At 68.2% G+C, this 26,792-nt stretch carries 28 protein-coding genes, 1 pseudogene and 1 riboswitch; of the genes and pseudogenes, 20 read left to right on the top strand and 9 right to left on the bottom strand.

Going from position 1 to position 26,792, the window contains the following annotated elements:
* Nucleotides 1-15 precede the first annotated feature (15 nt).
* The 14 genes and pseudogenes from RNZ50_18430 to RNZ50_18365 all read left to right on the top strand — a co-directional run bounded on the left by RNZ50_18430 (nt 16) and on the right by RNZ50_18365 (nt 12,647).
* Nucleotides 16-1,059, top strand: coding sequence for a hemolysin family protein (locus tag RNZ50_18430; GenBank protein MDT8856973.1), 1,044 nt, complete (start codon nt 16-18; stop codon nt 1,057-1,059).
* Nucleotides 1,056-2,546 (top strand): apolipoprotein N-acyltransferase, encoded by a 1,491-nt coding sequence (gene lnt, locus RNZ50_18425; GenBank protein ID MDT8856972.1) that lies wholly within the window; start codon nt 1,056-1,058, stop codon nt 2,544-2,546. Before RNZ50_18430 ends, lnt begins: the two co-directional genes overlap by 4 nt.
* Nucleotides 2,547-2,581: 35 nt before the next feature.
* Nucleotides 2,582-2,630: riboswitch (SAM-SAH riboswitch) on the top strand.
* A gap of 7 nt (nt 2,631-2,637) precedes the next feature.
* The gene (metK, locus tag RNZ50_18420) at nt 2,638-3,804 is read left to right on the top strand and encodes a methionine adenosyltransferase (protein MDT8856971.1); all 1,167 of its coding nucleotides are present in this window, start codon (nt 2,638-2,640) and stop codon (nt 3,802-3,804) included.
* Nucleotides 3,805-3,975: 171 nt separating this feature from the next.
* On the top strand, nt 3,976-4,692 hold the full coding sequence (locus tag RNZ50_18415) for a tRNA (guanine(46)-N(7))-methyltransferase TrmB (GenBank protein ID MDT8856970.1): 717 nt from the start codon (nt 3,976-3,978) through the stop codon (nt 4,690-4,692).
* A 130-nt stretch (nt 4,693-4,822) separates the two neighbouring features.
* Nucleotides 4,823-6,172: a 3-phosphoshikimate 1-carboxyvinyltransferase gene (gene aroA, locus RNZ50_18410; GenBank protein ID MDT8856969.1), complete on the top strand. Its 1,350-nt coding sequence runs from the start codon at nt 4,823-4,825 to the stop codon at nt 6,170-6,172.
* Between the two features lie 59 nt (nt 6,173-6,231).
* Nucleotides 6,232-6,852 carry a d(CMP) kinase gene (locus RNZ50_18405; GenBank protein MDT8856968.1) on the top strand — a complete coding sequence of 207 codons (621 nt, stop codon included), beginning with the start codon at nt 6,232-6,234 and terminating at the stop codon, nt 6,850-6,852.
* A gap of 76 nt (nt 6,853-6,928) precedes the next feature.
* Nucleotides 6,929-8,644 (top strand): 30S ribosomal protein S1, encoded by a 1,716-nt coding sequence (rpsA, locus tag RNZ50_18400; protein MDT8856967.1) that lies wholly within the window; start codon nt 6,929-6,931, stop codon nt 8,642-8,644.
* A 186-nt stretch (nt 8,645-8,830) separates the two neighbouring features.
* Nucleotides 8,831-9,112 carry an integration host factor subunit beta gene (gene ihfB, locus RNZ50_18395; GenBank protein ID MDT8856966.1) on the top strand — a complete coding sequence of 94 codons (282 nt, stop codon included), beginning with the start codon at nt 8,831-8,833 and terminating at the stop codon, nt 9,110-9,112.
* A gap of 69 nt (nt 9,113-9,181) precedes the next feature.
* Nucleotides 9,182-9,544 carry a LapA family protein gene (locus RNZ50_18390; protein ID MDT8856965.1) on the top strand — a complete coding sequence of 121 codons (363 nt, stop codon included), beginning with the start codon at nt 9,182-9,184 and terminating at the stop codon, nt 9,542-9,544.
* Nucleotide 9,545: 1 nt separating this feature from the next.
* Complete coding sequence (locus tag RNZ50_18385) at nt 9,546-10,214, top strand: phosphoribosylanthranilate isomerase (protein ID MDT8856964.1); 669 nt, start codon at nt 9,546-9,548, stop codon at nt 10,212-10,214.
* Nucleotides 10,211-10,654 (top strand): GNAT family N-acetyltransferase, encoded by a 444-nt coding sequence (locus RNZ50_18380; protein ID MDT8856963.1) that lies wholly within the window; start codon nt 10,211-10,213, stop codon nt 10,652-10,654. The genes RNZ50_18385 and RNZ50_18380 overlap by 4 nt, the downstream gene beginning before the upstream one ends.
* 49 nt (nt 10,655-10,703) lie before the next feature.
* Nucleotides 10,704-11,936 (top strand): tryptophan synthase subunit beta, encoded by a 1,233-nt coding sequence (gene trpB / locus RNZ50_18375; GenBank protein ID MDT8856962.1) that lies wholly within the window; start codon nt 10,704-10,706, stop codon nt 11,934-11,936.
* A gap of 79 nt (nt 11,937-12,015) precedes the next feature.
* Complete coding sequence (locus RNZ50_18370; protein MDT8856961.1) at nt 12,016-12,324, top strand: hypothetical protein; 309 nt, start codon at nt 12,016-12,018, stop codon at nt 12,322-12,324.
* A 167-nt stretch (nt 12,325-12,491) separates the two neighbouring features.
* Nucleotides 12,492-12,647: pseudogene (locus RNZ50_18365) on the top strand (helix-turn-helix transcriptional regulator).
* On the opposite strand, the gene RNZ50_18360 reads toward RNZ50_18365, so the two are convergent.
* From RNZ50_18360 to pth, 3 genes are all read right to left on the bottom strand, one after another.
* Nucleotides 12,632-13,000 (bottom strand): DUF2237 domain-containing protein, encoded by a 369-nt coding sequence (locus RNZ50_18360; protein ID MDT8856960.1) that lies wholly within the window; start codon nt 12,998-13,000, stop codon nt 12,632-12,634. The pseudogene RNZ50_18365 and the gene RNZ50_18360 overlap by 16 nt on opposite strands.
* Nucleotides 13,001-13,099: 99 nt before the next feature.
* A complete protein-coding gene (locus RNZ50_18355) occupies nt 13,100-14,146 on the bottom strand; it encodes a DUF2332 family protein (GenBank protein ID MDT8856959.1) in 1,047 nt (348 codons plus the stop codon).
* Nucleotides 14,143-14,817, bottom strand: coding sequence for an aminoacyl-tRNA hydrolase (pth, locus tag RNZ50_18350; GenBank protein MDT8856958.1), 675 nt, complete (start codon nt 14,815-14,817; stop codon nt 14,143-14,145). Before pth ends, RNZ50_18355 begins: the two co-directional genes overlap by 4 nt.
* A 104-nt stretch (nt 14,818-14,921) precedes the next feature.
* Between pth and RNZ50_18345 the strand changes: the two genes are divergently transcribed.
* Nucleotides 14,922-15,593 carry an FkbM family methyltransferase gene (locus RNZ50_18345; GenBank protein ID MDT8856957.1) on the top strand — a complete coding sequence of 224 codons (672 nt, stop codon included), beginning with the start codon at nt 14,922-14,924 and terminating at the stop codon, nt 15,591-15,593.
* A gap of 146 nt (nt 15,594-15,739) precedes the next feature.
* Here RNZ50_18345 and RNZ50_18340 read toward each other — a convergent pair whose 3' ends face one another.
* The gene (locus RNZ50_18340) at nt 15,740-16,342 is read right to left on the bottom strand and encodes a 50S ribosomal protein L25/general stress protein Ctc (GenBank protein MDT8856956.1); all 603 of its coding nucleotides are present in this window, start codon (nt 16,340-16,342) and stop codon (nt 15,740-15,742) included.
* A gap of 188 nt (nt 16,343-16,530) precedes the next feature.
* On the opposite strand from RNZ50_18340, the gene RNZ50_18335 reads away from it, so the two are divergent.
* The 3 genes from RNZ50_18335 to RNZ50_18325 all read left to right on the top strand — a co-directional run bounded on the left by RNZ50_18335 (nt 16,531) and on the right by RNZ50_18325 (nt 20,084).
* A complete protein-coding gene (locus RNZ50_18335) occupies nt 16,531-17,676 on the top strand; it encodes an MFS transporter (GenBank protein ID MDT8856955.1) in 1,146 nt (381 codons plus the stop codon).
* A gap of 343 nt (nt 17,677-18,019) precedes the next feature.
* A complete protein-coding gene (locus RNZ50_18330; GenBank protein MDT8856954.1) occupies nt 18,020-18,883 on the top strand; it encodes a universal stress protein in 864 nt (287 codons plus the stop codon).
* 295 nt (nt 18,884-19,178) lie between these two features.
* Entirely contained in the window at nt 19,179-20,084 is a 906-nt protein-coding gene (locus tag RNZ50_18325; GenBank protein MDT8856953.1) for a LysR family transcriptional regulator, read from the top strand.
* Nucleotides 20,085-20,111: 27 nt separating this feature from the next.
* Here the strand turns inward: RNZ50_18325 and RNZ50_18320 are convergent, their stop codons facing one another.
* Genes RNZ50_18320 through RNZ50_18310 form a run of 3 tightly spaced genes read right to left on the bottom strand, consistent with a single transcriptional unit; the run spans nt 20,112 to nt 22,581 of the window.
* Entirely contained in the window at nt 20,112-21,128 is a 1,017-nt protein-coding gene (locus tag RNZ50_18320) for an OmpA family protein (protein ID MDT8856952.1), read from the bottom strand.
* Between the two features lie 20 nt (nt 21,129-21,148).
* On the bottom strand, nt 21,149-21,859 hold the full coding sequence (locus tag RNZ50_18315) for a GNAT family N-acetyltransferase (protein ID MDT8856951.1): 711 nt from the start codon (nt 21,857-21,859) through the stop codon (nt 21,149-21,151).
* Nucleotides 21,856-22,581: a molybdopterin-binding protein gene (locus RNZ50_18310; protein ID MDT8856950.1), complete on the bottom strand. Its 726-nt coding sequence runs from the start codon at nt 22,579-22,581 to the stop codon at nt 21,856-21,858. Before RNZ50_18310 ends, RNZ50_18315 begins: the two co-directional genes overlap by 4 nt.
* Nucleotides 22,582-22,715: 134 nt before the next feature.
* Here RNZ50_18310 and map point away from each other — a divergent pair, with 134 nt between their 5' ends.
* Nucleotides 22,716-23,522 carry a type I methionyl aminopeptidase gene (map, locus tag RNZ50_18305; protein ID MDT8856949.1) on the top strand — a complete coding sequence of 269 codons (807 nt, stop codon included), beginning with the start codon at nt 22,716-22,718 and terminating at the stop codon, nt 23,520-23,522.
* 486 nt (nt 23,523-24,008) lie between these two features.
* Here map and RNZ50_18300 read toward each other — a convergent pair whose 3' ends face one another.
* Nucleotides 24,009-24,254 carry a hypothetical protein gene (locus RNZ50_18300; protein ID MDT8856948.1) on the bottom strand — a complete coding sequence of 82 codons (246 nt, stop codon included), beginning with the start codon at nt 24,252-24,254 and terminating at the stop codon, nt 24,009-24,011.
* A gap of 222 nt (nt 24,255-24,476) precedes the next feature.
* Between RNZ50_18300 and RNZ50_18295 the strand changes: the two genes are divergently transcribed.
* Complete coding sequence (locus tag RNZ50_18295) at nt 24,477-25,130, top strand: M48 family metallopeptidase (protein ID MDT8856947.1); 654 nt, start codon at nt 24,477-24,479, stop codon at nt 25,128-25,130.
* A gap of 134 nt (nt 25,131-25,264) precedes the next feature.
* Here RNZ50_18295 and rimO read toward each other — a convergent pair whose 3' ends face one another.
* Complete coding sequence (gene rimO / locus RNZ50_18290) at nt 25,265-26,638, bottom strand: 30S ribosomal protein S12 methylthiotransferase RimO (GenBank protein MDT8856946.1); 1,374 nt, start codon at nt 26,636-26,638, stop codon at nt 25,265-25,267.
* Nucleotides 26,639-26,792: the final 154 nt, after the last annotated feature.

The raw sequence follows: 26,792 nt of genomic DNA, 5'->3' as shown, positions 1-26,792 counted from the left end.
TCTGGAAAAGGACCAATGGGCAGTAGCACGGACGGCTCTCCTGCGGCGCAAGGCGCGCAGGAAGTGATGGAGGCAGACGCCTCCGAAACGGAACCACGCGGCTTTTTCGGCCGCATCCTCAGCGCGCTGAGCCCCTCTGACGCCGCGCCGGAACCGGCGGGGCAGCCCCAGGTCCGGACGGCGCAGCAGATCAGCGCGGACTTGCCCGGCATGGCCAACCTGCGCCGCCTCCGGGTCGACGACGTGGCAATTCCCAAGGTGGAAATCATCGCGGTGCCGGTCGATATCGGCAAGGACGACCTGGTCGAGGTGTTCCGCGAGCACGGCTTTTCCCGCCTGCCGGTCTACAAGGGCACGCTGGACCATCCGCAGGGTCTGGTGCTGCTGAAGGACCTGGCTTTGCAGCATGGCTTCAACGGCGAGGCAGCAGGCCGCTTCACCCTGCGCAAGCTGCTGCGCCCGATCCTCTATGCCCCGCCGTCGATGCCGGTCGGGGTGCTGCTGCAGAAAATGCAGCGTGACCGGGTCCACATGGCGTTGGTGATCGACGAATACGGCGGGGTCGATGGTCTTGTGACCATCGAAGACCTGATCGAAACCGTGATCGGCGAGATCGAGGATGAACACGACGAGGCCGAGGGTGCGCTGTGGCTGATGGAAAAGCCGGGGGTCTATCTGGCGCAAGCCACTGCGCCGCTGGACGAATTCGAGGCGGCCATCGGCCTGCGCCTGCGCAACGAGGATGAAGACGAGGAAATCGACACCATCGGCGGCATCGTGTTCCTGCGCACCGGCCGGGTGCCCGCGCGCGGCGAGGTCGTGGCGCATGAAAGCGGGGTGGAGTTCGAGGTGGTCGACGCCGACCCCCGCCGCATCAAGCGCCTGCGGGTGCGCCTGCCGGGGGCATCGCGGACAGCGCTCCGCGTTCCCGTGCCCGCCCTTCCGGATGTCGCCCTTCCGGATGCTGCCCTTCCGGATGCCGCCAAGGTGGATGCTGCCCTTGCGGATGCTGTCCTTCCAGCTGCGGGCAGCCCTGCCGCGAAAGCCGTCGAAACGTGATTGCCTCTCCCCGGCGCTGGTCCGGCCCGGTGCGAACCGGGGCGGCTTTCGGCCTCGGGGCCGTGATGGCGGCGGGGCAGGCGCCGCTGGAGGCGTGGTGGCTGACGCTGCCCGCGCTGTCGGCGGTGATCTGGCTGATCACCATGGCGACCGGCCCGCGCCCGGCCTTCCGGCTGGGCCTGTTCGCCGGGGCAGGGTATTTCGCCGCCGCCCTGAACTGGATCATCGAGCCTTTCCTGATCGACGTGGCCCGCCACGGCTGGATGGCCCCCTTCGCGGTGGTGCTGCTGGCCTTCGGGCTTGGCCTGTTCTGGGCCGCCGCTGCCGCGCTGGCGCATCTGCGCCCGTTCGGGGGGCGCGCGCTGGCGGTGGCCCTGACCCTGACCACGGCCGAGATGCTGCGCGGCACGCTGTTCACCGGCTTTCCCTGGGCACTGATCGGCCATGTCTGGATCGGCACGCCGGTGGCGCAGGTTGCGGCCCTGGCCGGCCCCGACGGGCTGACGCTGCTGACCACGCTGGCCGCCGCCCTGCCGGTGGCGCTGGGTCCGAGCGGCCTTGGCGCGGGGGCGGTGCTGGTGGCGGCGGCGACGTGTTACGGCCTGTGGCATCTTGACGCGCCCGGCCCCTCGGCAGCATCCGTCACCCTGCGGCTGGTGCAGCCCAACGCCGAACAGCACCTGAAATGGGATGCCGACCGCGCCCGCGTGTACTTCGAGCGCCAGTTGGCCTACACAGCCGCCCTGCCGCGCCCCGATCTCACGATCTGGCCCGAAACCGCTGTGCCCTACCTGCTGGAAAACGCGCCCGGCGCGCTGGCGGCGATTTCGATTGCCGCCGCCGACCGCCCGGTGGTGGTGGGCATCCAGCGCACCGACGGCTGGCGCGGTTTCAACAGCATGGCGGTGGTGGGGCCCGGCGGGCTGGTGACCGGGCTTTACGACAAGCACCATCTGGTGCCCTTTGGCGAATACATCCCGTTCGGCGATCTGGCCTATGACCTGCTGGGGCTCCGGGCCTTTGCGGCGCAGGAAGGCAACGGCTATTCGGCGGGGGTCGGCGCGGCGGTGCTCGATCTTGGCCCGGGGCTGGGCACCATCCTGCCGCTGATCTGCTACGAGGCGGTGTTCCCGCAGGACATCCGCTCCGCGCCGTCACGCCCCGACTGGATCCTGCAGATCACCAATGACGCCTGGTTCGGCACGCTTACCGGCCCGTATCAGCATCTGGCCCAGGCGCGCCTGCGCGCCATAGAACAGGGGTTGCCGCTGGTGCGGGTGGCCAATACCGGCGTCTCGGCGGTGATCGACGCGCAGGGCCGCATCACCGCGCAGATCCCGCTGGGCGAGGCGGCGTTTCTCGACGCGACCCTGCCCGCAGCCCTGCCCGCCACGCCCTTTTCCCGCCTCGGGCAGATCCCCGTGTGGCTGTTGCTGGCCGGTCTCGCCGCCGTGCTGCTGATACGCCGCGTCCCTGCGCGCCCTTGACCCCTCGGGGGCAGGGGTATAGCGCCTGCGGCATCGAACCGTCACAACGGCTTCCTGGCGTGACGGGGGTAACCCAACGGAGCACTTCCCGATGTCACGCAACAACTACGTCTTCACTTCCGAATCCGTTTCGGAAGGCCATCCCGACAAGCTTTGCGACCGCGTCTCCGACGCCATCCTCGATGCCTTCCTGACCGAGGAACCCAACGCCCGCGTCGCCTGCGAAACCTTCGCCACCACCGGGCGCGTCGTCGTCGGCGGCGAGGTTGGCCTGTCGGACCCCGACAAGCTGAACGAATTCATGAAACGGGTTGACGGCATCGTCCGCGACTGCGTGCGTGACATCGGCTACGAGCAGAAGAAGTTCCACTGGAACACGCTCAAGGTCCACAATTACCTGCACAAGCAATCGGCCCACATCGCCCAGGGCGTCGACCGCGACGGCGCAGGCGATCAGGGCATCATGTTCGGCTATGCCTGCCGCGAGACGTCGGAACTGATGCCGGCCCCGATCCAGTATTCCCACGCCATCCTGCGCCGTCTGGCCGAGGTGCGCAAATCGGGCAAGGAAGAATCGCTGCGCCCGGACGCGAAGTCGCAACTGTCGCTGCGCTACGTCGACGGCAAGCCGGTCGAGGTGACCTCGATCGTGCTTTCCACCCAGCACGCGCACAAGAAGCAGACCTCGGCGCATATCCGCGACATCGTCGAACCCTACATCCGTGAAGTGCTGCCCGAGGGCTGGATCACCGATGCCACCGAATGGCACGTCAACCCGACCGGCACCTTCGTGATCGGCGGACCGGATGGCGACGCGGGCCTGACCGGGCGCAAGATCATCGTCGACACCTACGGCGGGGCCGCCCCGCACGGCGGCGGCGCGTTCTCGGGCAAGGATCCGACCAAGGTCGACCGCTCTGCCGCCTATGCCGCGCGCTACCTTGCCAAGAACGTGGTCGCGGCCGGCCTGGCCGACCGCTGCACCCTGCAGGTCAGCTATGCGATCGGCGTCGCCCGGCCGCTGTCGATCTACGTCGATACCCACGGCACGGGGAAGGTCGAGGCCACCCAGATCGAGAAGGCCGTGGCCGAGGTGATGGACCTCACCCCGCGCGGCATCCGCACCCATCTGGGTCTGAACCGCCCGATCTACGCCCGCACTTCGGCCTACGGCCACTTCGGCCGCGCGCCCGATGCCGACGGCGGCTTCAGCTGGGAAAAGACCGACCTGACCGAGGCGCTGAAAAAGGCCGTCTGACCCGGCCCCGCCGCTGCAACCCTGCAAAGCCCCGGCCGCTCGCCGGGGCTTCTTGCTGAGTGCCAATTCATCTTTGCCCAAATATCCCCGCCGGAGGCGCCTTCCTTCTGCGTGGCTTGACGCCCCGCCCCCCGGGCGATACCTCCCGCCGATCCTGATGCGGGGCTTGCCATGACCGACGACAACCAGACCGACCCGCCCGCGCCCGCGGAATGGCGGAACTTCTATGGTCGCCGCTTCGGCCACACCCTGCGCAGCAGCCAGAAGACCTATCTGTCCGAGGATATGGATTCGCTGCGCCCACAGGGCGTGACACCTGCCGAGAACCCGGAACGCCACCCGCTGGATCTGGCCGCGATCTTCGGTGACGCGCGCCCCGTCTGGCTGGAGATCGGCTTTGGCGGTGGCGAGCATATGGTCCACATGGCGGCGCGCCATCCCGATATCGGGATCATCGGCTGCGAGCCCTACATCAACGGCGTGGCGATGCTGCTGGGCAAGATCCGCGCCTCGGGGGCGGGCAATCTGGCGGTGCATCCCGGCGATGTGCGCGACCTCTTTGACGTGCTGGAACCGGGCAGCATCGCGAAAGCCTTTCTCAACTACCCCGACCCCTGGCCCAAGCGCCGTCACCACCGCCGCCGCTTCGTGACGCAGGATCACCTGCGCGACCTGGCGCGGGTGCTGGTGCCGGGGGCAGAGTTCCGCATTGCCACCGACATTCCCGACTACGTTCGCCAGGCGCTGGCCGAGGTGCCGCGGGCCGGGTTCACGCTGCTGGCCCACAGGCCGACGCCATGGGACGACTGGATTTCCACCCGCTATGAACAGAAGGCGCTGCGCGAGGGGCGCCCGCCGGCCTATCTGACCTTCCGTCGGATGGGCTGAGGGGCGGGAGCCTCCGGCGGGGATATTTGGGCCAAGATGAAACGGGGCGGGCCGGGTCTTGCCCGAATGGCGCTGGACCGGGCGGCGCGGTTTGGGTAAGCCTGCCCGCGCACCCTCAGAAGGACGTTCAATGTCAACCCATGGCGCAGCGCAACCGATGACCGCAACCCGGTCCGGCCCCCTGACGGGGCGGGCAGAGGTGCCGGGCGACAAGTCGATCAGCCACCGCGCGTTGATCTTCGGCGCGATGGCGGTGGGGGAAACCCGGATCACCGGCCTGCTGGAAGGCCAGGATGTGCTGGATACCGCGAAGGCGATGCAGGCGTTCGGGGCCGAGGTGGTGCGGCACGGGGCCGGGGCATGGTCGGTGCACGGGGTCGGGGTCGGCGGGTTTTCCGAACCGGCCGACGTGATCGACTGCGGCAACTCCGGCACCGGGGTGCGGCTGATCATGGGCTGCATGGCGACCCATGCGATGACAGCGACCTTCACCGGCGACGCATCCTTGCGCAAGCGCCCGATGGGGCGGGTGACCGAGCCGCTGGCGCTGTTTGGCGCGCGGGCCTACGGGCGGCAGGGCGGGCGGCTGCCGATGACGTTGGTGGGGGCGGCACAGCCGGTGCCGGTGCGCTATGCCACGCCGGTGCCCTCGGCGCAGGTGAAATCGGCGGTGCTGCTGGCGGGGCTGAACGCGCCGGGGCAGACCGTGGTGATCGAGCGCGAACCGACGCGGGATCACAGCGAGCGGATGCTGCTCGGCTTCGGTGCGGCGCTGACGGTCGAGGATGGACCGGAGGGACGAGTCATCACCCTGACCGGCCAGCCGGAGCTGAAACCGCAGGACGTGGCCGTGCCGCGCGACCCGAGTTCCGCGGCTTTTCCGGTCTGCGCTGCGCTGATCGTGGAAGGATCGGACATTTTCGTGCCCGGTGTCAGCCAGAACCTGACGCGGAACGGGCTTTTTCTGACATTGGTCGAGATGGGGGCCGACATTGCCTTCGAGCACCCGCGCAGCGAGGGCGGCGAGCCGGTGGCCGACCTGCGGGTGCGGTTTTCCGACCTGAAGGGTGTCGAAGTGCCGCCCGCGCGGGCACCCTCGATGATCGACGAATACCCGGTGCTGGCGGTTGTGGCGGCCTTTGCCGAGGGCCGAACGGTGATGCGCGGCATCAGGGAGTTGCGCGTCAAGGAAAGCGACCGGATCGACGCGATGGCGCGGGGGCTCGAGGCTTGCGGCGTGCGCGTCGAGGAGGACGAGGATACGCTGATCGTGCATGGCATGGGGGCGGGCGGAGTGCCGGGCGGTGCAACCTGTGCGGTGCATCTGGATCACCGGATCGCGATGAGTTTCCTCGTGATGGGCATGGCGTCGAAAGCGGCGGTGACGGTGGATGATGCATCCCCCATCGCCACGTCGTTCCCGATGTTCGGGGGGCTGATGACCGGGCTGGGTGCGACCTTGGGCCGGAGCGATCTGTGACGCGGGCGTGAGCCTCCGGCGGGGATATTTTGAAACAGAAGAAAGTGCAGGGCAGAGAAATGCGGTTCACGGTGGCGATCGACGGGCCGGCGGCGGCGGGCAAGGGCACCATCGCCAAGGCCGTGGCGGAGCATTTCGGCTTTGCCTTTCTGGACACCGGGCTTCTCTATCGTGCGGTGGCGCGCAAGGTGATCGACGGGATGGAGCCGGCGGCTGCGGCCAGGGCGCTGAGCCCGCATGACCTGGAGCGCGACGGGTTGCGCACCGCCAAGGTGGGGCAGATGGCCTCGAAAGTGGCGGCGCTGCCCAAGGTGCGCGCGGCGCTGATCACCTTTCAGCAGGGTTTTGCCCGCTGCGAAGGCGGCGCGGTGCTGGACGGGCGCGACATCGGCACGGTCATCTGCCCCGCGGCCGAGGTGAAGTTGTACGTCACCGCCAGCGATGCGGTGCGCGCGCACCGGCGCTGGCTGGAACTCGTCGGCAAGGACCCGGCGATTCTGGAAGCCGACGTGCTGGCACAACTGACCGAACGCGACCGGCGCGACAGTGAGCGGGCCACGGCGCCCTTGCGCCCGGCGGACGATGCACTCTTGCTTGACACGACGGAACTGACTATAGACGCCGCAGTCAACAAGGCGATCAGGGCCATAGAAACGCGGCAGGCACAGGGTCGGGAGTAATCCGCGACCCTTGTTGTTATCCGGGTCGCGCCCGAAAGACACCAACCAAAGACCGGCGGAGCCAACCGCAAGGCCAGTGAAAACACGCAAAAAGGATCAGAACTGCATGTGCGCTAAAGCTTCCATGGAAGAATTCGAAGCTCTCCTGAGCGAGAGCCTTGAAATTGACACCCCCCAGGAGGGGTCTGTTGTCAAAGGCCGGGTCATCGCCATCGAGGCGGGTCAGGCCATCATCGACGTCGGCTACAAGATGGAAGGCCGGGTCGATCTTAAGGAATTTGCCGATCTGAGCGGGGCTGTCGACATCAATGTCGGCGACGAGGTGGAAGTCTACCTTGACCGCGTCGAGAATGCGCGCGGTGAAGCGCAGATCAGCCGCGACAAGGCGAAACGCGAAGAAGCGTGGGACCGCCTTGAAAAGGCCTATGCCAACGAGACCCGCGTCGAAGGCGCGATCTTCGGGCGCGTCAAGGGCGGCTTTACCGTCGATCTGGGCGGTGCCGTGGCCTTCCTGCCGGGCAGCCAGGTTGACGTGCGCCCGGTGCGCGATGCGGGCCCCCTGATGGGCATGAAGCAGCCGTTCCAGATTCTGAAGATGGACCGTCGTCGCGGCAACATCGTGGTGTCGCGCCGTGCGATCCTCGAGGAAAGCCGGGCCGAGCAGCGCGCCGAAGTGATCGGCAACCTGACCGAAGGCCAGTCGATCGACGGCGTGGTGAAGAACATCACCGAATACGGTGCCTTCGTCGACCTCGGCGGTGTGGACGGCCTGCTGCACGTCACCGACATGGCCTGGCGCCGCGTCAACCATCCGTCGGAGATCCTGGCGATCGGCGAGACCGTCAAGGTTCAGGTCATCAAGATCAACAAGGACACGCACCGCATCAGCCTCGGCATGAAGCAGCTGCAATCCGACCCGTGGGATGCGGTCGAGAAGGCCTATCCGCTGCAGTCGGTCCACAAGGGCCGCGTGACCAACATCACCGATTACGGCGCATTCGTCGAACTGGAAGCGGGCGTCGAAGGCCTGGTTCACGTTTCGGAAATGTCCTGGACCAAGAAGAACGTCCATCCCGGCAAGATCGTCTCCACCTCGCAGGAAGTGGATGTCATGGTGCTGGAAATCGATTCTGCCAAGCGCCGCGTGTCGCTGGGTCTGAAACAGACCATGCGCAACCCGTGGGAAGTGTTTGCCGAGAACCACCCGGTCGGCTCGTCTATCGAGGGCGAAGTCAAGAACATTACCGAATTCGGTCTGTTCGTCGGCCTCGACAACGACATCGACGGCATGGTTCACCTGTCCGACCTGTCGTGGGACCAGCGCGGCGAGGAAGCCATTGCGAACTACCGCAAGGGCGACACCGTCAAGGCGGCCGTCACCGAAGTCGACGTCGAGAAAGAGCGGATCTCGCTTTCCGTCAAGGCGCTGGGCGACGACACCTTCTCGGATGCGGTCGATGGCGTGAAGCGCGGTTCGGTGATCACCTGCAACGTGACCGCCATCGAAGAAGGCGGGATCGAGGTCGACTACAACGGCATGAAGTCGTTCATCCGCCGTTCCGATCTCAGCCGCGACCGTGCCGACCAGCGCCCCGAGCGTTTCCAGGTCGGTGACAAGGTCGATGCCCGCGTGACCAACGTCGACAGCAAGACCCGCCGTCTGGGCCTGTCGATCAAGGCGCGCGAGATCGCGGAAGAGAAGGAAGCTGTCGAACAGTATGGCTCCTCCGATTCGGGTGCGAGCCTGGGCGACATCCTTGGCGCGGCGCTGAAAGGCGGCGACAAGGTCTGACCTTCGACCCGCAAGGGTTGACCAGAGGCCCCGCCACCCGGCGGGGCCTTTCATTTTGTCGCCGATCCTCGTGCCTTGCGACCGGGACAGACGGGTTTTCCTGTTTGTGCGCGGGAAAAATCTGCCTATAGTCAATGACAAGAACGTCGTGGTGGTGATCCAGCCGACCACAGGGGGGCACTTCGGATGATCCGTTCGGAACTGATCCAGAAAATAGCGGACGAGAACCCGCACCTCACGCAGCGCCATGTCGAGCGTATCGTGAACACCGTGTTCGAGGAAATCATCGAGTCGCTGGCCAAGGGTGACCGGGTTGAACTGCGCGGTTTCGGCGCATTCTCGGTGAAGGCGCGGGATGCGAGGGTGGGACGCAACCCGCGCACGGGCGAGGCGGTCGAAGTCGAGGACAAGAAGGTTCCCTTCTTCAAGACCGGCAAGCTGCTGCGAGACCGTCTGAATGGCAAGTGATTTTGCCGCGCCCGGTTGCGGCGCGGCCCCCAGGGGGCAGGTGATGCCCCGGTCAGGAACTTTGGCCCGATGATACGCTATCTTCGCTACCTCCTTATCGTCCTTCTGGCGATCTGCTTGCTTGTCGTGGCTCTTGCGAACCGTACGATGGTGACGCTGCACGCAATGCCCGATGATCTGGCTGCATTCGCGGGGTTTTCCTGGTCGCAGGAACTGCCGCTGTTCCTCGTGATCTTCGGGGGGATCGTCATCGGTCTGCTGATCGGCTTCTTCTGGGAATGGCTGCGCGAACATCGGCACCGTTCGGTTGCCACCGCAAAATCGCGCGAAGTGACAAGGCTGGAACGCGAACTGGCGGGCCTGCGAGAAGCCAAGGCCCAACCGAGGGACGAGGTTCTGGCGATCTTGCAGGACAAGAAGCCGGCCAACTGACTTGGGCGGCGTCCGGGTGAAGATATGCGGCTTGCGCAACCTTTCCGACGTGGCGGCGGTTGCCGCCGCAGGGGCAGCCTATGCAGGCTTCGTGTTCTTCCCCCGGTCGCCGCGCCACCTGACACTCGATCAGGCCCGGGTTCTTGCCTTGGCCACCCCGGCAGGGCTGGCCAAGGTGGCCCTGACGGTTGACGCCGACGATGCCACCCTCGACGCGCTGACCGAGACGGTGCCGCTCGACATGCTGCAGCTCCACGGCCAAGAATCGCCCGACCGGGTGGCCGAGGTGCGCGCCCGCTACGGCCTGCCGGTCATGAAGGCGGTCGGCGTCGCGGACGAGGGCGACCTTGCCGCGCTTTTCGACTATGCGCTGGCGGCAGACCAGTTGCTGATCGACGCCAAACCCGTGACCGGCGCCGCCCTGCCCGGCGGCAACGGTCTGTCCTTCGACTGGCGTCTGCTGGTCGGCCGCCACTGGCTGAAACCCTGGATGCTGGCCGGCGGCCTGACCCCCGAGAACGTGGCCGAGGCGCTGCGCCTGACCAATGCCAGGCAGGTCGATGTGTCGTCCGGCGTCGAAAGTGCGCCGGGGGTGAAAGATGCTGCGCGGATCGCGGGTTTTGTCGAGGCGGCGCAGGGCGTGAAGGCCGGCGTGCCGGTCCTGCGATGATCCACTTCCGCGATGCCACCCGCGCCGATGTACCGGACATTGTGGCGCTGCTGACCGATGATCCGCTTGGTAAGGGTCGTGAGGGGGCTGAAGCCGAGGCCTATCTCGGGGCCTTCGACGACATAGCCGCTAACCCGATGCATCAACTGATCGTAGGCGAAACCGCGGGCCGCATTATCGCTTGCTGCCAACTGACCATCCTTGCGGGCCTTTCGCGTGGCGGCAGCCGCCGGGCACTGGTCGAGGCGGTGCGGGTGTCCGCCGAGGTGCGGTCACAGGGCGTCGGGGCGCTGTTGATGGCGGAGTGTGAGGCACGGGCCAGGGCGGCGGGCTGCACGATCATCCAGCTCACCACCGACCGCAACCGCGAAGCCGCGCATCGGTTCTACGAAAGGCTGGGCTACGCGGCTTCGCATCTGGGGATGAAGAAGCCGCTTTGACGTCGCCCGCATAGGGCGCTAGATGCACTGTCAAACAAGGAGGTGCGCCATGGCCGAGGACGGGTTGAACAGCTTCATGACGGGGCCGGACGAACAGGGGCGGTTTGGCCTTTTTGGCGGGCGCTTCGTGTCCGAGACACTTATGCCGCTGATCCTGGAACTGGAAGAGCGCTACGAGTTCGCCAAGACCGACCCCAAGTTCTGGGCCGAGATGGACTGGCTGTGGAAGCACTACGTCGGCCGCCCCTCGCCGCTGTATTACGCCGAACGGCTGACGCGGCATCTGGGCGGCGCGAAGGTATATCTCAAGCGCGACGAGTTGAACCACACCGGCGCGCACAAGATCAACAACGTGCTGGGCCAGATCATCCTTGCCCGCCGCATGGGCAAGACCCGGATCATTGCCGAAACCGGGGCAGGCCAGCACGGGGTGGCGACGGCCACGGTCTGCGCCAAGTTCGGGCTGAAATGCGTGGTCTACATGGGCGCGCATGATGTCGAGCGGCAGGCGCCGAACGTGTTCCGCATGAAGCTCTTGGGGGCCGAGGTGATTCCGGTCACCTCCGGCCGCGGCACGCTGAAGGACGCGATGAACGACGCGCTGCGCGACTGGGTGACCAACGTGCGCGATACCTTCTACTGCATCGGCACCGTGGCCGGACCGCATCCCTATCCGGCGATGGTGCGTGACTTCCAGTCGATCATCGGGAAAGAGGTGCGCTGGCAACTCGCCGAGCAGGAGGGCGAGGGGCGGCTGCCCGACACCCTGATCGCGGCGATCGGCGGCGGGTCGAACGCCATGGGGCTGTTCTACCCCTTCCTCGATGATCCGTCGGTGAACATCATCGGCGTCGAGGCAGGCGGCAAGGGCGTCGACGACCGGATGCAGCATTGCGCCAGCCTGACCGGCGGGCGGCCCGGTGTGCTGCACGGCAACCGCACCTATCTGTTGCAGGATGGCGACGGCCAGATTCTCGAAGGCTTCTCGATCTCCGCCGGGCTGGATTATCCCGGCATCGGGCCCGAGCATTCCTGGCTGCACGATACCGGCCGCGCCAGCTATGTCTCGATCACCGACGCCGAGGCGCTGGAGGCGTTCCAGCTCTGCTGCGCGCTGGAGGGCATCATCCCCGCGCTGGAGCCGAGCCACGCGCTGGCGCATGTGATGAAGATCGCCCCGACCCTGCCGCCCGAGCATATCATCGTGATGAACATGTGCGGTCGTGGCGACAAGGACATCTTCACCGTCGCCAAGCACCTGGGTTTCGACATGAAGATCTGACGGCCGCGCGGCTTTCCGCCCCGGTTGACGGGGTTCACCCGTCGCGCTACCGCTATGTCGGGCCGGTGCGGGGGAAGCGATGTCGATCGGAATGCGGGATCTGTATGCAGCCTGCGCCGTGCTGCTGGCGGTTGCGGCGGCGGCCCACGCTGGAGGGATGGGTGAGCCTGTCACCGAACCGGGCGTGGTCGTGGAGCCGGAGGGCCCCGTGACCGGACCGGTGCCCGGCGGGGCGGTTTTCGCGGCCCGCCGCCATGGCGGACCGGACCGGGGCGACGGCGTTTCGGCCGAGGGCGTCAGCCGCACGGCGGATGGCCGCGTGCTGTGCCTCGCCATACCGGCCGCGCGGCGGGGCGGGGCGGGGCCTTTCGACCTCTGCCAGCCCTGAGCGCCCAGCCGCGCCGGTGTCTTCAGGGCAGGCCCATTTGGGCGGGAAATGCCCGCATGACCCCGCAAACTCTGGTTCACGCGCGCAAACCCTGGGTGCAGGCGGGGCAAGCCAAACCCCTGACCAGTTTCCCACCGCCGCGATCCGGCGTCTGTCGGGCCTGTCGCCGGATGACCTCGGAAGGCACGGTCGAGGCGCAGACCAACGCGATCTGCCGCAAGGCTGGGGTCACCGGGCGGCCGCACTTGCCGAGCCTGTTCATCGAGGATCAGATTCGCGACGACGCCGGGTTGCGGTCGGCGGCGGCTCAGTCGGCGGCGTAAAGCTGAAGGATCTCCAGCGGCACCACGTCCAGCGTGCGGACATGCGTCGCGGCCAGCCGGACTTGTGGCGCTGCCCCCTCGTCATGCGCCTGCACGAAGCGCGTGGCGCACAGGCACCACTGATCGCCCGGCTTCAGCCCCTTGAAGCCGTATTCCGGGCGCGGAGTGGACAGGTCGTTGCCGAGGTATTTCGACAGGGCCAGAAACTCGGCCGTCATGCGGGCGCAGACCGTGTGCAGGCCCCGGTCCATCGGGCCGGTGTCGCAGCAGCCGTTGCGGAAGAAGCCCGTCAGCGGGTCGGTCGAACATTCCGCCAGCGCGGTGCCCAGCACGTTCAGCGATGCGTCCTTCATCGGCGGTCCTTCGGTTCTGGTTCACGACTCCCATGGTATCGCTTGGGCGGCGGGTGTCGATGCCTCCGGCGGGGATATTTGTGCCAATGTGAAGGCGCATCACGCGGCGGGGGCCCGCCAGTCCACCCAGCGGCCATGAAAATCCGCCCGGCCCAGCGGAATGGTGTCGCCCCCCGGCCAGAGCCGCAGCGTGACGGCCGCGCCATCGGGGTGCCCATCGGCCTCCATTGCCAGATGGGCCAGCGGGGTGTCGGCCGCAGCCCGCGTGCCTGCCGCCTCCAGCATCGCCAGCCCGCGCGCCTGCGCCTGGGCGGTGAAATACTGCCAGGCGATGGTGTGGAACACCAGATGCAACCGGCCGGGAAGCGGCACTTGCAGCCGGGTGGCAAGCCAGTCCACCGCGTCGCCGCGTGCCGGATGCACGCCCAGCCCCGCCGCCATGCCTGCCGCCTGCGCGGTGCGCGCCAGCCGGTCGGCCTGATCGGGCCAGACGTAGGACAGGATGCGCAGCCGGTCCGAGCCCGGGTCGAGCGGATTCAGGTCCACCCCCGCGCGTGCGGCCACGACGGGCGGGCAGATCACCGGGGCTTGCCCGTGCCAGTCGGGCGCAAGATGCAGGGCGGCGTCGGGTGGCCCCATCTCGCCGCCCGGAACCGTCAGGCGATACCGGTCCCAGATCAGGTTCAGCCCCGCGCTCGCCCCCAGTTCCGAAAGCACCAGCGGCAGGCCGACCCGCGCGGCCAGCCAGTTCCCCGCCGCGATCAGCACCGCAGAGCGGCGCACCTCGTTGGTCTGGGGTGCCGAGTCGATCCAGCGCAGCAGGAAGGCTTCGTGCCGCGCCATTGCGGCCTGAGCCACTGCAACAAGCTGCCGGTCCGATACCGCCGCCGGGTCGGCATAGGCGGCAGCAAGCGCCCCATCCTGCCCGCCCAGCACCAGCGCATGAAGCCCGCCGGCCAGCCGCAGCGCGACTGACTCGCCGCGCCACGAGGGATCGCCCGGCCAGCCCAGCACCCGTGCCGCCACGGCCGTGTCGCCGGTCATCGCATCCGCCAGCCCCGCCAGCAGCCGGGCGGTCTGCGGCGAGCCGAGAGCCGCGCAGGCCGTTGCCTGGTCGCGGAAGGCTGCGCGGACCGCCTCGGTCATCTGAAACGGTCCAGCAGTTTCTGCATCGGGGTGCGGGTTTCCGCTTCGGGTTCAGGCGGCGTCGGGGCCGGGGCGGCCGGGGCGGGGCGCGTCGAGGACCGGGGCGGGGCGGTGCGCTGTGCGACCGAATTGAGAAACCCGACCCCATCGCCCGCCGCCAATGCCACCGCCCCGTCGGAAATGCCGCGCAGCAGGTCGTCGAAGGCGGCCGCTTCGGCCTTGGCAAAATCGCTCAGCACATAATGCGCCACCGCGTCCTTGTGGCCGGGATGCCCGATGCCCAGCCGGACCCGCCCGTAAGCCTCGCCGACATGGGCATGGATCGAGCGCAGTCCGTTGTGCCCGGCATGTCCGCCGCCCTGCTTGACGCGGGTGCGGCCGGGGGCAAGGTCTAGCTCGTCATGGAACACGGTGATCTCGGCGGGGGTCAGCTTGTAGAACTGCACCGCCTGCTGCACCGCCTCGCCCGACAGGTTCATGAAGGTTTCGGGCTTCAGCAGCACCACCTTCTCGTCGCCCAGCCGCCCGTCGGCCACCAGACCCTTGAACGCCCGCCGCCATGGCCCGAAACCGTGATCCGCCGCGATCCGGTCCACTGCCATGTAGCCGATGTTGTGCCGGTTGCCCGCGTATTTCGCGCCGGGATTGCCAAGGCCCACGAACAGTTTCACCCGCACACTCCGCCATCAGGGGCGGGCTGGACAGTGCCCGCCCTTTGGCGTTTTCTACGGCCAAGGCCGCGCGGATGCAACCGCGCCGGGCCAGGGGGGGCGGCGTGGCGGATTACACGATCAACGGGGTGGACCTGCGCATCCCCGACGCGCTGATGACCGGCCAGCTTGATGCCGCAATGGCGGGCGGCAAGTATGAACATACCGAGGCCGACGCCCTGCTGCGCCACCTGCGGCGCGGCGACCGGTTTCTCGATCTGGGGGCGGGGGCGGGGTATCTGGCCTCGCTGGCCGCCGGGCGCACCGGCGCGGCGGTGGCGGGGGTCGAGGCGGGGCCCGACATGGCGCCGGTGGCCCAGGCCAACCTGGCCCGCAACGGGGCCGCGGGCGAGATCGTCTGGGGCGCGGTGGTGGCCGACGACTTCGGCGCCGGAACGGTCACCTTCACCGTGCGCCGGTCGTTCTGGGCCTCGTCGCTGGTGCCGCCGCCCGATGCCCGGCACACACGCGAGGTCGAGGTGCCCGCGCTCCGCATCGCGGACCTGCTGGCGCGCTTTGCGCCGACGGTGCTGAGCGTCGATGTCGAGGGCGGCGAACTGGCGTTGTTCGACAATGGCCTGCCGCCTGCCGTCCGGCTGGTGATGATGGAACTTCATCCGTCGGTCTATGGTGCGGCGGGGGTGAAGCGCATCTTCGACGCGCTGTCGGCCACCGGCCTGACCTATTGCCCCACGGGGTCGCGCGGCGCGACGGTCGTGCTGGAACGCGCACACTGAAACGCGTGCTAAAACGCGCGCATTGGCAGGCGTGCTGGAGCGCGTGCACTGAAAGGCGTGCAAAGATGCGCGCCTTGGATGCAAGTGCCGAAACGCGAAACGCGGAGGCTTGCACCCCCGCGTTCAACCCTGCCAAGCAGAACTGCTTACTCGGCTTCTTCGTTGTCGGTCGACCGCAGGCCCGACGGGGCCGCGATGTTGGCGATCACGAAGTTGCGCTCGATGGTCGGCACCACACCTTCGGGCAGCACCACATCCTGGATGTGGATCACGTCGCCGATGTTCTTGCCGGTCAGGTCGACCGTGATGTGATCGGGGATGTCGCCCGCCAGCACGTCAAGCTCGACTTCCGGGCGCACCACGGTCAGCGTGCCGCCACGCTTCAGCCCGGGGGCCGCTTCGTGGTTGATGAAGGTGACGTGGATGAACAGGTTGATCCGCGAGGTGCGGCGCAGGCGCATGAAATCGACATGCGTCGGCAGATCCTTCACGACATCGCGCTGGACGCCGCGGCAGATCACGCGCACGTCATCCTGGCCTTCGACCTTGAGGTTGAACAGCGTCTGAAGGAAACGGCCCTTGCGCAGGCGGTTCAAGAGCGTGTTGTAGTTGATGTTGATGGACAGCGGCTCCACGCCGCCCCCATAAACGATACCGGGTACGTTGCCCTCACGACGAGCTTGACGAGCGGCCCCCTTGCCTGTCCCCGTCCGTACCTCGGCGTGAAAATCAGGGATTTCACCAGCCATTGAGGTTCTCCATATGTTAAGTCCGCCATCCTCCAAGGGTGCATGGCGCGACCGGCGCGCATTAGCGCGGATTCGCCGCGAAGGAAAGGCGAAAAGCGTCGCCACCCCCCTGTGGCGCGTCGGCGGCGGACTTGCCGGGGTGCGGCGAAGCGGCTAGCTCGGGGCTTCCGCTTCAGAGGTTCCCCGCCATGGCCTTCCTTCCCACCCTGATCACCGCCCGCGCGGCGGTGGCAGCCTTTGCCGCGATGGGCGTCCTCTGGGGCACCTTTGCGGCGGCGCTGCCCGACCTCAAGACCATGCTGGGGGTGGACGAGGCGCGGCTGGGCCTTCTGATGCTGTCGGCCCCGGTCTGTGCCGTTGCCGCCATGCTGCTGGCGCCGGGCACCGGGGCGGCGCTGGGGCGGGTGGCGCTGCCTGCCTGCGCGATGGCCATGGCGCTGGCCTTCGCGCTGCCGGGGCAGTCGGCAACACTCTGGCAGTTCTCGCTCGCCATCGGGCTTTGCGGCGCGGCCACCGGCACGCTGGACGTGCTGATGAACGCGCGCGTCGCGGCGCTGGAGAACGAGCGCGGCCTGCATCTGATGAACCTCTGCCACGCCGCCTACAGCTTCGGCTATGCGGGCGGCGCGCTGGCCACGGGTGCGATGCGCGCGGCGGAGTGGCCGCCGGGGGCGGTGATGTCCGTGGCGGCGCTGGCGGCGGGCCTGCTGGCGCTGGCGACATGGGAACGCGACGGCCGCATCCATGGGCTGACCCGCCCGAAAGGCACCAGCCACGTCCCCCTCGGCCTGCTGCCGGTGATCGGCGGCGGCATCGTGATGATCGCCTTCCTGACCGAGAATGCCGCCGAGAACTGGTCGGCGCTGCATATCGAGCAGACCCTTGGCGGCTCGCCTGCCGAAGGCGCGATGGGCCCGGCGGCGCTGGCCCTGACCATGGGCATTGCCCGCCTTGCGGGGCAGGGCCTGCTGTCGCGGATCGACGCGCTGTGGCTGTTGCGCGGCGGGGCGGTCATCGCGGGCGCCGGGGCGGCGATTGCGGCGCTGGCCACCAGCCCGGCGATGGCCTACGCCGGGTTCATCGTGATGGGCATCGGGTCGTCGGTCATCGCCCCCACGGCGTTTTCGCTGGTCGGCCGCGCCGCCCCGGCCGAGGCCCGCGCCCGTGCCGTGGCCCGCGCCACGCTTCTGGGCTACTTCGGCTATTTCTTCGGCCCGCCGATGCTGGGGTTCCTCGCCGCTGCCTTTGGCCTGCGCGCCGCCTTCGGGTTCGCCGCGCTGGCGCTGCTGGCCGTGATCGCGCTGACCGCCGCGCTGGCCCGAATGCGCGACTAGCGGACCCGCTGCCAGAGCCGGGGCAGGGCGGGTCTGCATGTCCCCGATGATCGTGGCAGCGCGGGCAGCATGGCGCCGACGTTCGGCGGCCGGGTCAGACCCCTCAGCATGATGCGGCAGCCGCCGGGTTCCAACGGCGCGACATGGTTCATGCGGGCGGCCACCGTCAGGCGGCCGGCCACATCCCTTGCGGTCTGATACTGTTCCCTCGGCATCGCATGGCCGCTCCGATGGTGATTTGCTGCGGTATGGTGTTTGATCCCCGACCCTGCTTGACCTCGATCAATCCGGGCGCCGTCAATGAATGTTCAGATCACCGAAACAGAGCCAGGCGAGGAAAGCCATGCAGCGGATCATGTTGGCGACCGATTTTTCCGAGCGTTCGGACCGGGCCTTGCGGCGGGCCGTGCTGCTTGCCCGCGCGCACGGGGCCGCGCTCGACCTCGTGCATGTCGTCGATGACGACCGCCCCCGCCGGATCGTCGACCACGAGGCGGTGGACGCCCTGACGCTGCTGCGCGAACTGGCGCAGTCGCTGCGGTCGTCCGATGGCATCGCCTGTGCGGTGGAAATCATTCTGTCCGATCCCTTTGCCGGGATCGGACAGGCCGTGGCCGAGAAGAAGCCGGATCTGCTGGTGATCGGGCCGCACCGGCGGCAGATCCTGAAGGATGCCTTTCTGGGCACCACGGCAGAGCGCACGATCCGGTCGGTCGAATGCCCCGTGCTGATGGTGAACGGGCCCCCGGTCGCCCCGTGGCGGCATATCCTGCTGACCACCGACCTGTCCGACAATGCCGCAAGCGCACTCCACCGCTATGCAGCCCTCGGGTTGGGCAGGGATGCCCGCCATTCCGTCCTCCATGTCTTCGATGCCCTCGCCCTTCGTCTGGCCATGTCTGACACGATGCCGGCCGATGACAGGGAAAGCTACCTGGAGGACCAGCGGAGCGACGCACGCCGCGACCTTGCGCGCTTCATGAGCGACTTTGCCGCGCTTCAGGCCGAGATGGTCGTGCGCTACAACGCCACGACGATCGCGCATGAAATCCACAAGGCGGCCGACACGCTGAACGCGGACCTGATCGTGGTTTCCACCCATGGCAAGGGCGCGCTCGCCCGGTTCTTCCTCGGAAGCGTCACCGAAAAGATCCTGCAATCCGCGACCGTCGATGTCCTGGCCCTGCCGCCGGTTCCGGCCCCCTGACGCAGGTACGGCCGCTGGCCGGAAATGGCGGCAAGCCGAAGGTATGCGACACGCGCCGCGACCCGCGGCGCACCAGGGTCGGGGTGTTGTCCGGTCGGCCGACTGCCCGTCGCCGCATCGCAACGTCGGCTTGGCGGGCCACGTCGGCTGACCGGATGGCCGGGCGCGACGGCCCGCCGGCGGGAAAGCGGAGTGCCGCGCAATACCCCGGACTTGTCGCCGGAGCGCCGCTATCTTGCCCGATTTCGCGTTCAATACGGGTTCAACAGCCCGCACAGTTCGCATGGGGAATACAATGGACCGACTGACCGAAATGGAAGCCTTCGCCACCGTGGTGGACCAGGGGGGGTTCACCGACGCGGCCAAGAAGATGGGCATCTCCAAGTCGGCGGTTTCCAAGCATGTGTCGGCACTGGAGGCACGGCTGGGGGCGCGGCTGCTGAACCGCACCACGCGGCGCGTCAGCCCGACCGAGATCGGGCTGGCCTATTACGACCGGGCGCGGCGGGTGCTGAACGACGCGGGCGAGGCGGATGCGCTGGTGACCTCGATGCAATCCGCACCCTCGGGGCTGCTGCGCATCTCGGTCGCGACCGATTTCGGGGTCAACCTGCTGTCTCCGATTCTTGGCGATTTTCTGCTGGAATATCCGGATATTACCGTCAACATGGTGCTGAACAACCGCTATGTCGAACTGATCTCGGAAGGCTTCGACCTCGCGATCCGGGTCGGTGATCTGGAAGACAGCAGCCTGCGGGCGCGCAAGCTGACCGAGACCACCAAGCGGATGATCGCCAGCCCGAACTATTTCCAGAAGTTCGGCCGCCCGCTGAAGATCGACGACCTGAACGACCACAAGCTGCTGCACTATTCCAATCAGGCCAACGGCAACGTCTGGAAGGTCATCGCGCCCTCGGGCGAGCGGCGGCAGGTTCGCACGGCGGGCTGGCTGACGGTCAATGACGGGCAGTCGCTGCTGAATGCCGCAATCTCGGGGCTGGGCATCGCCTACCTGCCGAGCTTCCTTTATGCCGAGGCAATGAAGGCCGGGCAGGTCGAAGAGGCGATTCCGGGGCTTCCGGTGGAAACGCTGGGGATCTATGCGGTCTATCCGCCGGGCCGGTTCACCCAGCCCAAGGTGCGCGCCTTCATCGACTTCCTGGCGCGGCGCTACATCGACAAGGGGCCGGACAACTGGTGACCGCAACGCTCTCGAAGGTGCCTGTTCCTACCGGGTCGAGGTCAGTATGACCTCGACCCTTCTGTTTCTGGTGCGGCCCTCTTCGGTCTGGTTGCTGTCGCGCGGTGCAAGGTAGCCCACCCCTTCGGCGGTGATCCGGCCTGCGGGCAGGCCGAAACTGCCGATCAGGCGCTGGCGGACCGATTCGGCGCGCTTGCGCGACAGGGCCACATTGGCCTCCAGCCCGCCCGAGGCATCGGTATGGCCCACCAGCGCCACGCCCGTGCCGGGGTTGGCGCGCAGCCACTCGGCCAGGGCGGCAAGCGAGCCATAGTCGCCCGGCGCAAGCTCTGCCATGCCGGAGGGGAACACCAGATCCTCCAGCGCCACCGACCCGCCGCTTTCAAGCTGCTGCATCAGGTCCGACGGGATCGCGGCTTCTCCGGGGTCCGCGCCGGGCGGCATCAGCGCCAGCGGTGTCTTGGTCGAGGCGTTGATGACCGGGCCCGCGGCGGCCTCGGCCCGCGGCGGGCCGACCCTGGTGACCTGCACGAACCCCGACACCGCCGACCGGCTGACGATCAGGCTGAGTTGTTCGTGCCCCGCCGGGCCGCTGCGTTCCGCCGCCAGATAGCGGAAGTCGCCCAGATCGACATGCATGTCGGGTTCGGGCAACAGGTCGGTGCCATAGCGGAAATCATAGCCGCCGCAGACCGCCGTTTCGCATTCGTAAAGCACGCGGTAGCCATCGCGGGTGATCTGGGCGCGCAGCGGTTGCAGCAGCGCCAGCGTCGAGACGCCGGGGGCGTCGATGCGCCAGGCAGTCTGGTCCACCCGGCCTTCGGTCAGCCGCGAGGCGATGCCGGTGGCCGACCACGGGCCGATCGGCAGGCGGTAGCTGCCCAGCGGTTCCTGCCGGTTGGCGGTGGGCGTGGCGGGGGCGGGAAACTCGGGCACCATCGCGGCACCAGGCGCGGCCAGCGAAAGCCACGCCGCAACCGTCCCGGCGATATGCCAGACGACGGGCGCTGCGCGCCTCCTGCGAGTGTCGGCCTTCGGTTTCAACTGCTCTGGCCCCTTCGGGCTCATTTCTGACGGTAGTGATATTGTCCCACAGGTTGCATCCCGAGAGAAGCGTAGAGGTTTCGTGCGGCGGAGTTGGCAGCGGTGACAACCAGCGAAAGCGTCGTTGCCCCGTTCTGTAGCGCCCAGTTAGCCGACGCCCGCAAGATGATGTTGGCGGAACCCTGCCGACGCAGCCGGGGCGGGACCTCCAGCGCGTGCAGCATGGCGGTCTGTCCCGCCAATGCCACGAATCCGACCCCGGCGGGGCGGTCTGCCACCCGGGCAAGGATCGCCGTCCTCGGGCCCGCCACGCGCAGCATCACCGCGAGCCGCGCCGGGCCGATGCCCCCCGCCGCCCACAGGTCGGTGGCAATGCCCAGCGGCGGCCAGTGGGCAAAGGCTTCCATCGGGTCGGGCGCGGGGTGTGCCAGCGCCGCACAGGGCGCGGCGTAGGCCACCACCGGGTCGACGATGCGGTAGCCCCGCGCCGCCAGCGCGGCGTCAAGGTCGCCGTCGCCGTCGCGGATCATGAACAGGCAATCCTGCCCCAGCGCCTGCATCGCGGCCTCGGCGCCTGCGATGTCGGCGGGCAGCCATGCGCCATCGGCCGTGGCGGCCGAAACCCGCTTGCCGCCGCCCTGACCGTCGCGCACCGTCCACGGCCCGACCCGCCACCGGGCGGCGGCAGGCCAGGTCGCCTCCATCACCCGGTCGAGTTCAGTCGGGGTCATGGGGCGGGGAAAAGTGCTGCAAGGCGGGTCATCGCCTCGTCCAGCCGGGCGGGGTCGGTGCCGCGGATCACCAGATTGGTGCCGTAGGCGCCGTTCCGGGTGAAGGGGTAGCTGCCCATCGACAGATCGGGGTAAGCCTCGGCCAATGCGGCAAAGGCGGTGGCGACATCGCCTTCGCCCCTGTCAACCCGCAGCGACTGGCTGAGCAGCGGCGACCCGCCGGTCAGGGTGGGCAGCACCGAGGCCAGCATGGCCTGAAAGATCGCGGGCACCCCGGCCATGACATGCACATTGCCAAGGGTGAAGCCGGGCGCGGTGGAAATCGGGTTGTCGATCAGCGTTGCCCCCTCGGGGATGCGCGCCATGCGCTGGCGCGCCTCGTTGAACGGCAGGCCGGTGCGGTCGTAATGCGCCTGCAGCAAGGCGGCCGCGTCGGCGCGGATGCCGATCGGCACGCCAAAGGCCGCGGCAATCGCGTCGGCCGTGATGTCGTCATGCGTCGGCCCGATGCCGCCCGAGGTGAACAGGTGATCCTGCGCCCCCCGCAGGGCGTTGACCGCGGCAACGATGGTGGCATGATCGTCGGGCACGACGCGCACTTCGGCCAGCGTGATGCCGTGCCGGGTCAGCTCGCCCGCCAGATGGTGCATGTTGCTGTCGCGGGTGCGGCCCGAAAGGATCTCGTCGCCGATCACCAGCATGGCGGCGGTGGGATTGGTCATCGGTGCCTCCGGGTGCTTGTTTCCTCCCGGGTATAGGGCGCGGGCGGCCCGGATCCAAATCCCATCCGGGGGCGGGTCTGGCCTTTCCGGGCTGCGGTGTCTATCTAGGGCGGATAAAGCACATGAGGCTGTCGATGGACGAGACGCGGGGACGCATCACCAAGGACGGTATCCGCCTTTACGAAGACGCGGATTTCGCCGGCATGGCCGAGGCCGGCCGGGTGGCGGCAGAGATTCTGGACGCGGTCGGTCCGCTGGTCGTGCCCGGTGCCACGACCGAGGCGCTCGACCGTTTCATCACCGACGAGGTGGCGCGGCGCGGGGTGGTATCGGCCACCATCGGCTACAAGGGCTACCGCCACGCCTCGTGCATTTCGGTGAACCATGTGGTGTGCCATGGCATTCCCGGGCCGAAGATTCTGGCGGATGGCGACATCCTGAACATCGACGTGACGGTGATCGTGAACGGCTGGTATGGCGACACCAGCCGGATGTATGTCGCGGGCACGCTGGGCCGCAAGGCGGCGCGGCTGATCGAGGTCACCCACGACGCGCTGATGAAGGGCATCGAGGCGGTGAAGCCGGGGGCGACCTTCGGCGACATCGGCCACGCCATCCAGGCCCATGTCGAGGCCAACCGCATGTCGGTGGTGCGCGACTTCTGCGGCCACGGGTTGGGCCGGGTGTTCCACGCGCCGCCCAACGTGCTGCACTACGGCCGCCCCGGCGGCGGCGCGGTGCTGGAGGAGGGCATGTTCTTCACCATCGAGCCGATGGTGAACCTTGGCCGCCCCGAAACCAAGGTGCTGGCCGATGACTGGACGGCGGTGACCCGCGACAAGTCACTGTCGGCGCAGTTCGAGCATTCGGTGGGCGTGACGGCGGCGGGTTGCGAGATATTCACGACGTCGCCGGGCGGGCTGTTCTATCCCTTCAGATGAAGACGCGGCAGCGTCCGCAGGGTTCGGGGCAGGCCCGAGCCTGTGGCAGGCGTTCGCCCCCCACGTCAAGACGCCCGCCCGGCGCGGTTCCGGGCGCTTGCTGCATGGTGGCGGCCCGGATCGGGAAAGGATGGCCGATCCCGACCCGTGCCGCCGCCCGCGCAGGGTTGGGGCCGATCGCGGTCAAGGCCCGTCTCCCGATCCGCAAGGCGGGCGTGAAGGCCCTGCCCCGGCCCGGCTTCCGGCCGTCGGCGTGCGGGGCCTCCGGTGCCGCGCGAGGACTGCGGGGCGGCGGCCGTCGATCTTCCGCGCGGGTTCGGGTCGCGCGTGGCCGGACGGAGCGATGATCACCCCCCACCGCGACCCCGCCGAAGATGCGCTCGCGCCGGTCAGGGCCGACGAATGTGCAGGCACGTCACGCGGGGCGGGCAACAGGGCCGGGTCGGCGCAGCCCGCCCGGCAGGAGGCGGCGTCGCGTTGGCCGGCCTAGATGCCGGGCACCGGCGGGTCAAGCCGGTAGCTGCCCTCCGGCAGGTTCAGCGCGGCGGCAAGATCGCGCAGTTGCGTCATCGACAGGGTCAGCACCAGCGGTTCGTTCCGGCGCGGATCGAACTGTTCCAGCGTGACGCAATCCTCGAAGGCGGTCACGATGATGTCTTCCTGCAAGGCAGGGCCACCCTCGTCGACGAGGGTGATCACGGTGGCGTCGAAGTCGTGCTCGATGGTGAACATGGCCGCACGATAGGCTAGCGGCCGCGCCGGATCAATGGGCGGCGGGCGGGCTGCCGGAAGCGGCCACCTTTGCGTGAGCGGGGGTTCTGAAGGGCGCGTGGCCGCGCTATGGTCGTTCCCGACACGCCGGGCGGGCCGGTGCAGGAGGGGCGGATGCGCGGGTTGGGGCTTTGCTTGCTGGCTTTGATGGTTGCGGGCTGCGGGGTGCCGCGGGGTGGCGGGATGCCGCCGCCCCTGCCCGCGCCGGCTGCGGTGCCGGCCGGGCCGCTGGCGCCGTCGGAGGCGGCGCGCGCCTTCATCGCGGTGGTCGAGGTGGTGGAGCCGGTTGCCGAGGCGGTCTGCCGGGACCGGACGCGGGGGCTGCCGTGCGACCTTCAGATCGCGATCGACGCGCGGCCGGGGCAGCCGCCGAACGCGTTCCAGACGCGCGACGAACTGGGGCGGCCGATCGTCGGCTTCACTCTGTCGCTGATCGCGGACGCGCGGAATGCGGACGAGCTGGCCTTCGTGATGGGGCACGAGGCGGCGCATCACATTCTGGGGCACATGGCGCGCCAGCAGGAAAGCGCGATCAGCGGGGCGATGGTCGCGGGAGTGCTGGCCTCGCTGGGCGGGGCGGATGCCGAGACGGTGCGCAGCGTGCAGGATTTCGGCGCCTCGATCGGGGCGCGGCGGTTCTCGAAGACCTTCGAACTGGAGGCCGACGCGCTGGGGGCCGAGATCGCGCTGCTGGCCGGGTTCGACCCGCTGCGGGGGGCGGCGTTCTTTGACCGGCTGCCCGATCCGGGCGACGAATTCCTGGGCACGCACCCGCCGAACGCGGAGCGGGCGGCGGTGGTGCGGGCGAAAGTTGCGACGCTGCGGGGAGGTGTTTGAGGGTGTGCTTTCACGCGTGAAAAATTGGATAACGCATTGATAAAAAATGATATTATGGATTGCGTTAAGACATTGTCAAGGAACCTGGCGCCGCCCCGGGCGGGTGCCCCGTTTCCGGTCAGGGGCGCGCCCGGTCAGGGGGTGACAGGCGTGCCCCACAGGTCATATTCTCCGGCCTCGTCAACCGTGACGGCCACGATGTCGCCCGGTTTCAGGCCCTTGAACCCTTCGTCGATGAACAGGTTGCCGTCGATTTCGGGGGCGTCGGCCATGGTGCGGCAGGTGGCGCCGGCGGCGTCGACCTCATCGATGATCACCTGCAGGGTCTGGCCGACCTTGGCGGCAAGCCGTGCTTCCGAGATGGCTTGCGCCTTTTCCATGAAACGGTCGTAGCGTTCCTGCTTGACCTCGGGGGCGATGTGGTCGGGCAGGGCGTTCGAGCGCGCGCCCGCCACGTTTTCATACTGGAAGCAGCCGACCCGGTCGAGTTGCGCCTCGTCCATCCAGTCGAGCAGGGTCTGGAATTCGGCCTCGGTCTCGCCGGGGTAGCCGACGATGAAGGTCGAGCGCAGCGTGATGTCGGGGCAGACGCTGCGCCAGGCGGCAATCTCGTCCAGCGTGCGGGCCGCTGCGGCGGGCCGGGCCATGCGGCGCAGCACGCCGGGGTCGGCATGTTGAAACGGAATGTCGAGATAGGGCAGGATCAGCCCTTCCGCCATCAGCGGGATCAGGTCGCGGACATGCGGGTAGGGGTAGACGTAGTGCAGCCGCACCCATGCCCCGAGTTGCCCCAGATCGCGTGCCAGATCGGTGATGTGGGCGCGGTGGCCCTTTTCGGTGGCGTGCTTGAGGTCCAGCCCATAGGCCGAGGTGTCCTGGCTGATCACCAGCAACTCGCGCACTCCGGCCGCGACCAGCCTTTCAGCCTCGCGCAGCACCGCATGGGCCGGGCGCGACTGAAGCAGGCCGCGCATGTCGGGGATGATGCAGAACTTGCACTTGTGATTGCAGCCCTCGGAAATCTTGAGGTAGCTGTAGTGGCGCGGCGTCAGGCTGACGGCGCTGGCCGGAAGCAGGTCGATGAACGGATCGGGCCGGGCGGGCACCGCCTTGTGGACGGCATCGAGCACGGCTTCATACTGGTGCGGCCCGGTGACGGCCATCACCCTGGGGTGAGCGCCGGTGATGTAGTCCGGCTCGGCGCCAAGGCAGCCCGTCACGATCACCCGGCCATTCTCGCGCAGCGCCTCGCCGATGGCATCGAGCGATTCGGCCTTTGCGCTGTCAAGAAACCCGCAGGTGTTGACGATGACGGCATCGGCGCCCGCGTAGTCGGGGCTGATGGCGTAGCCTTCGGCGCGCAGGCGGGTCAGGATGCGTTCGCTGTCAACCAGCGCCTTGGGGCAGCCGAGGCTGACCATGCCGATGGTCGGCTGACCCTCGCGGCGGGCATCGGGGACGGTGGCGCGGGCCAGATCGGGGCGGAGGTTGGGCGGGTTCTGGGACATGCGGGCTTATACCCCTTGGCGCACCGCGTGGAAAGGCGACAGGTGCGGCGATTTGCGGCCTGCGGGCCGGGTGCGTGCCTTCACAAGGGCGTTGCTTGCCGCAGGGGCGGTTTGTGCTTAGGATTCCGGCAATTCCCCTTCTGCAAGAGGCCAA

Source organism: Paracoccaceae bacterium Fryx2 (assembly GCA_032334235.1).
In the GTDB taxonomy this organism is placed as follows: domain Bacteria; phylum Pseudomonadota; class Alphaproteobacteria; order Rhodobacterales; family Rhodobacteraceae; genus JAVSGI01.
This window is presented reverse-complemented; position numbering and strand designations above follow the sequence as displayed.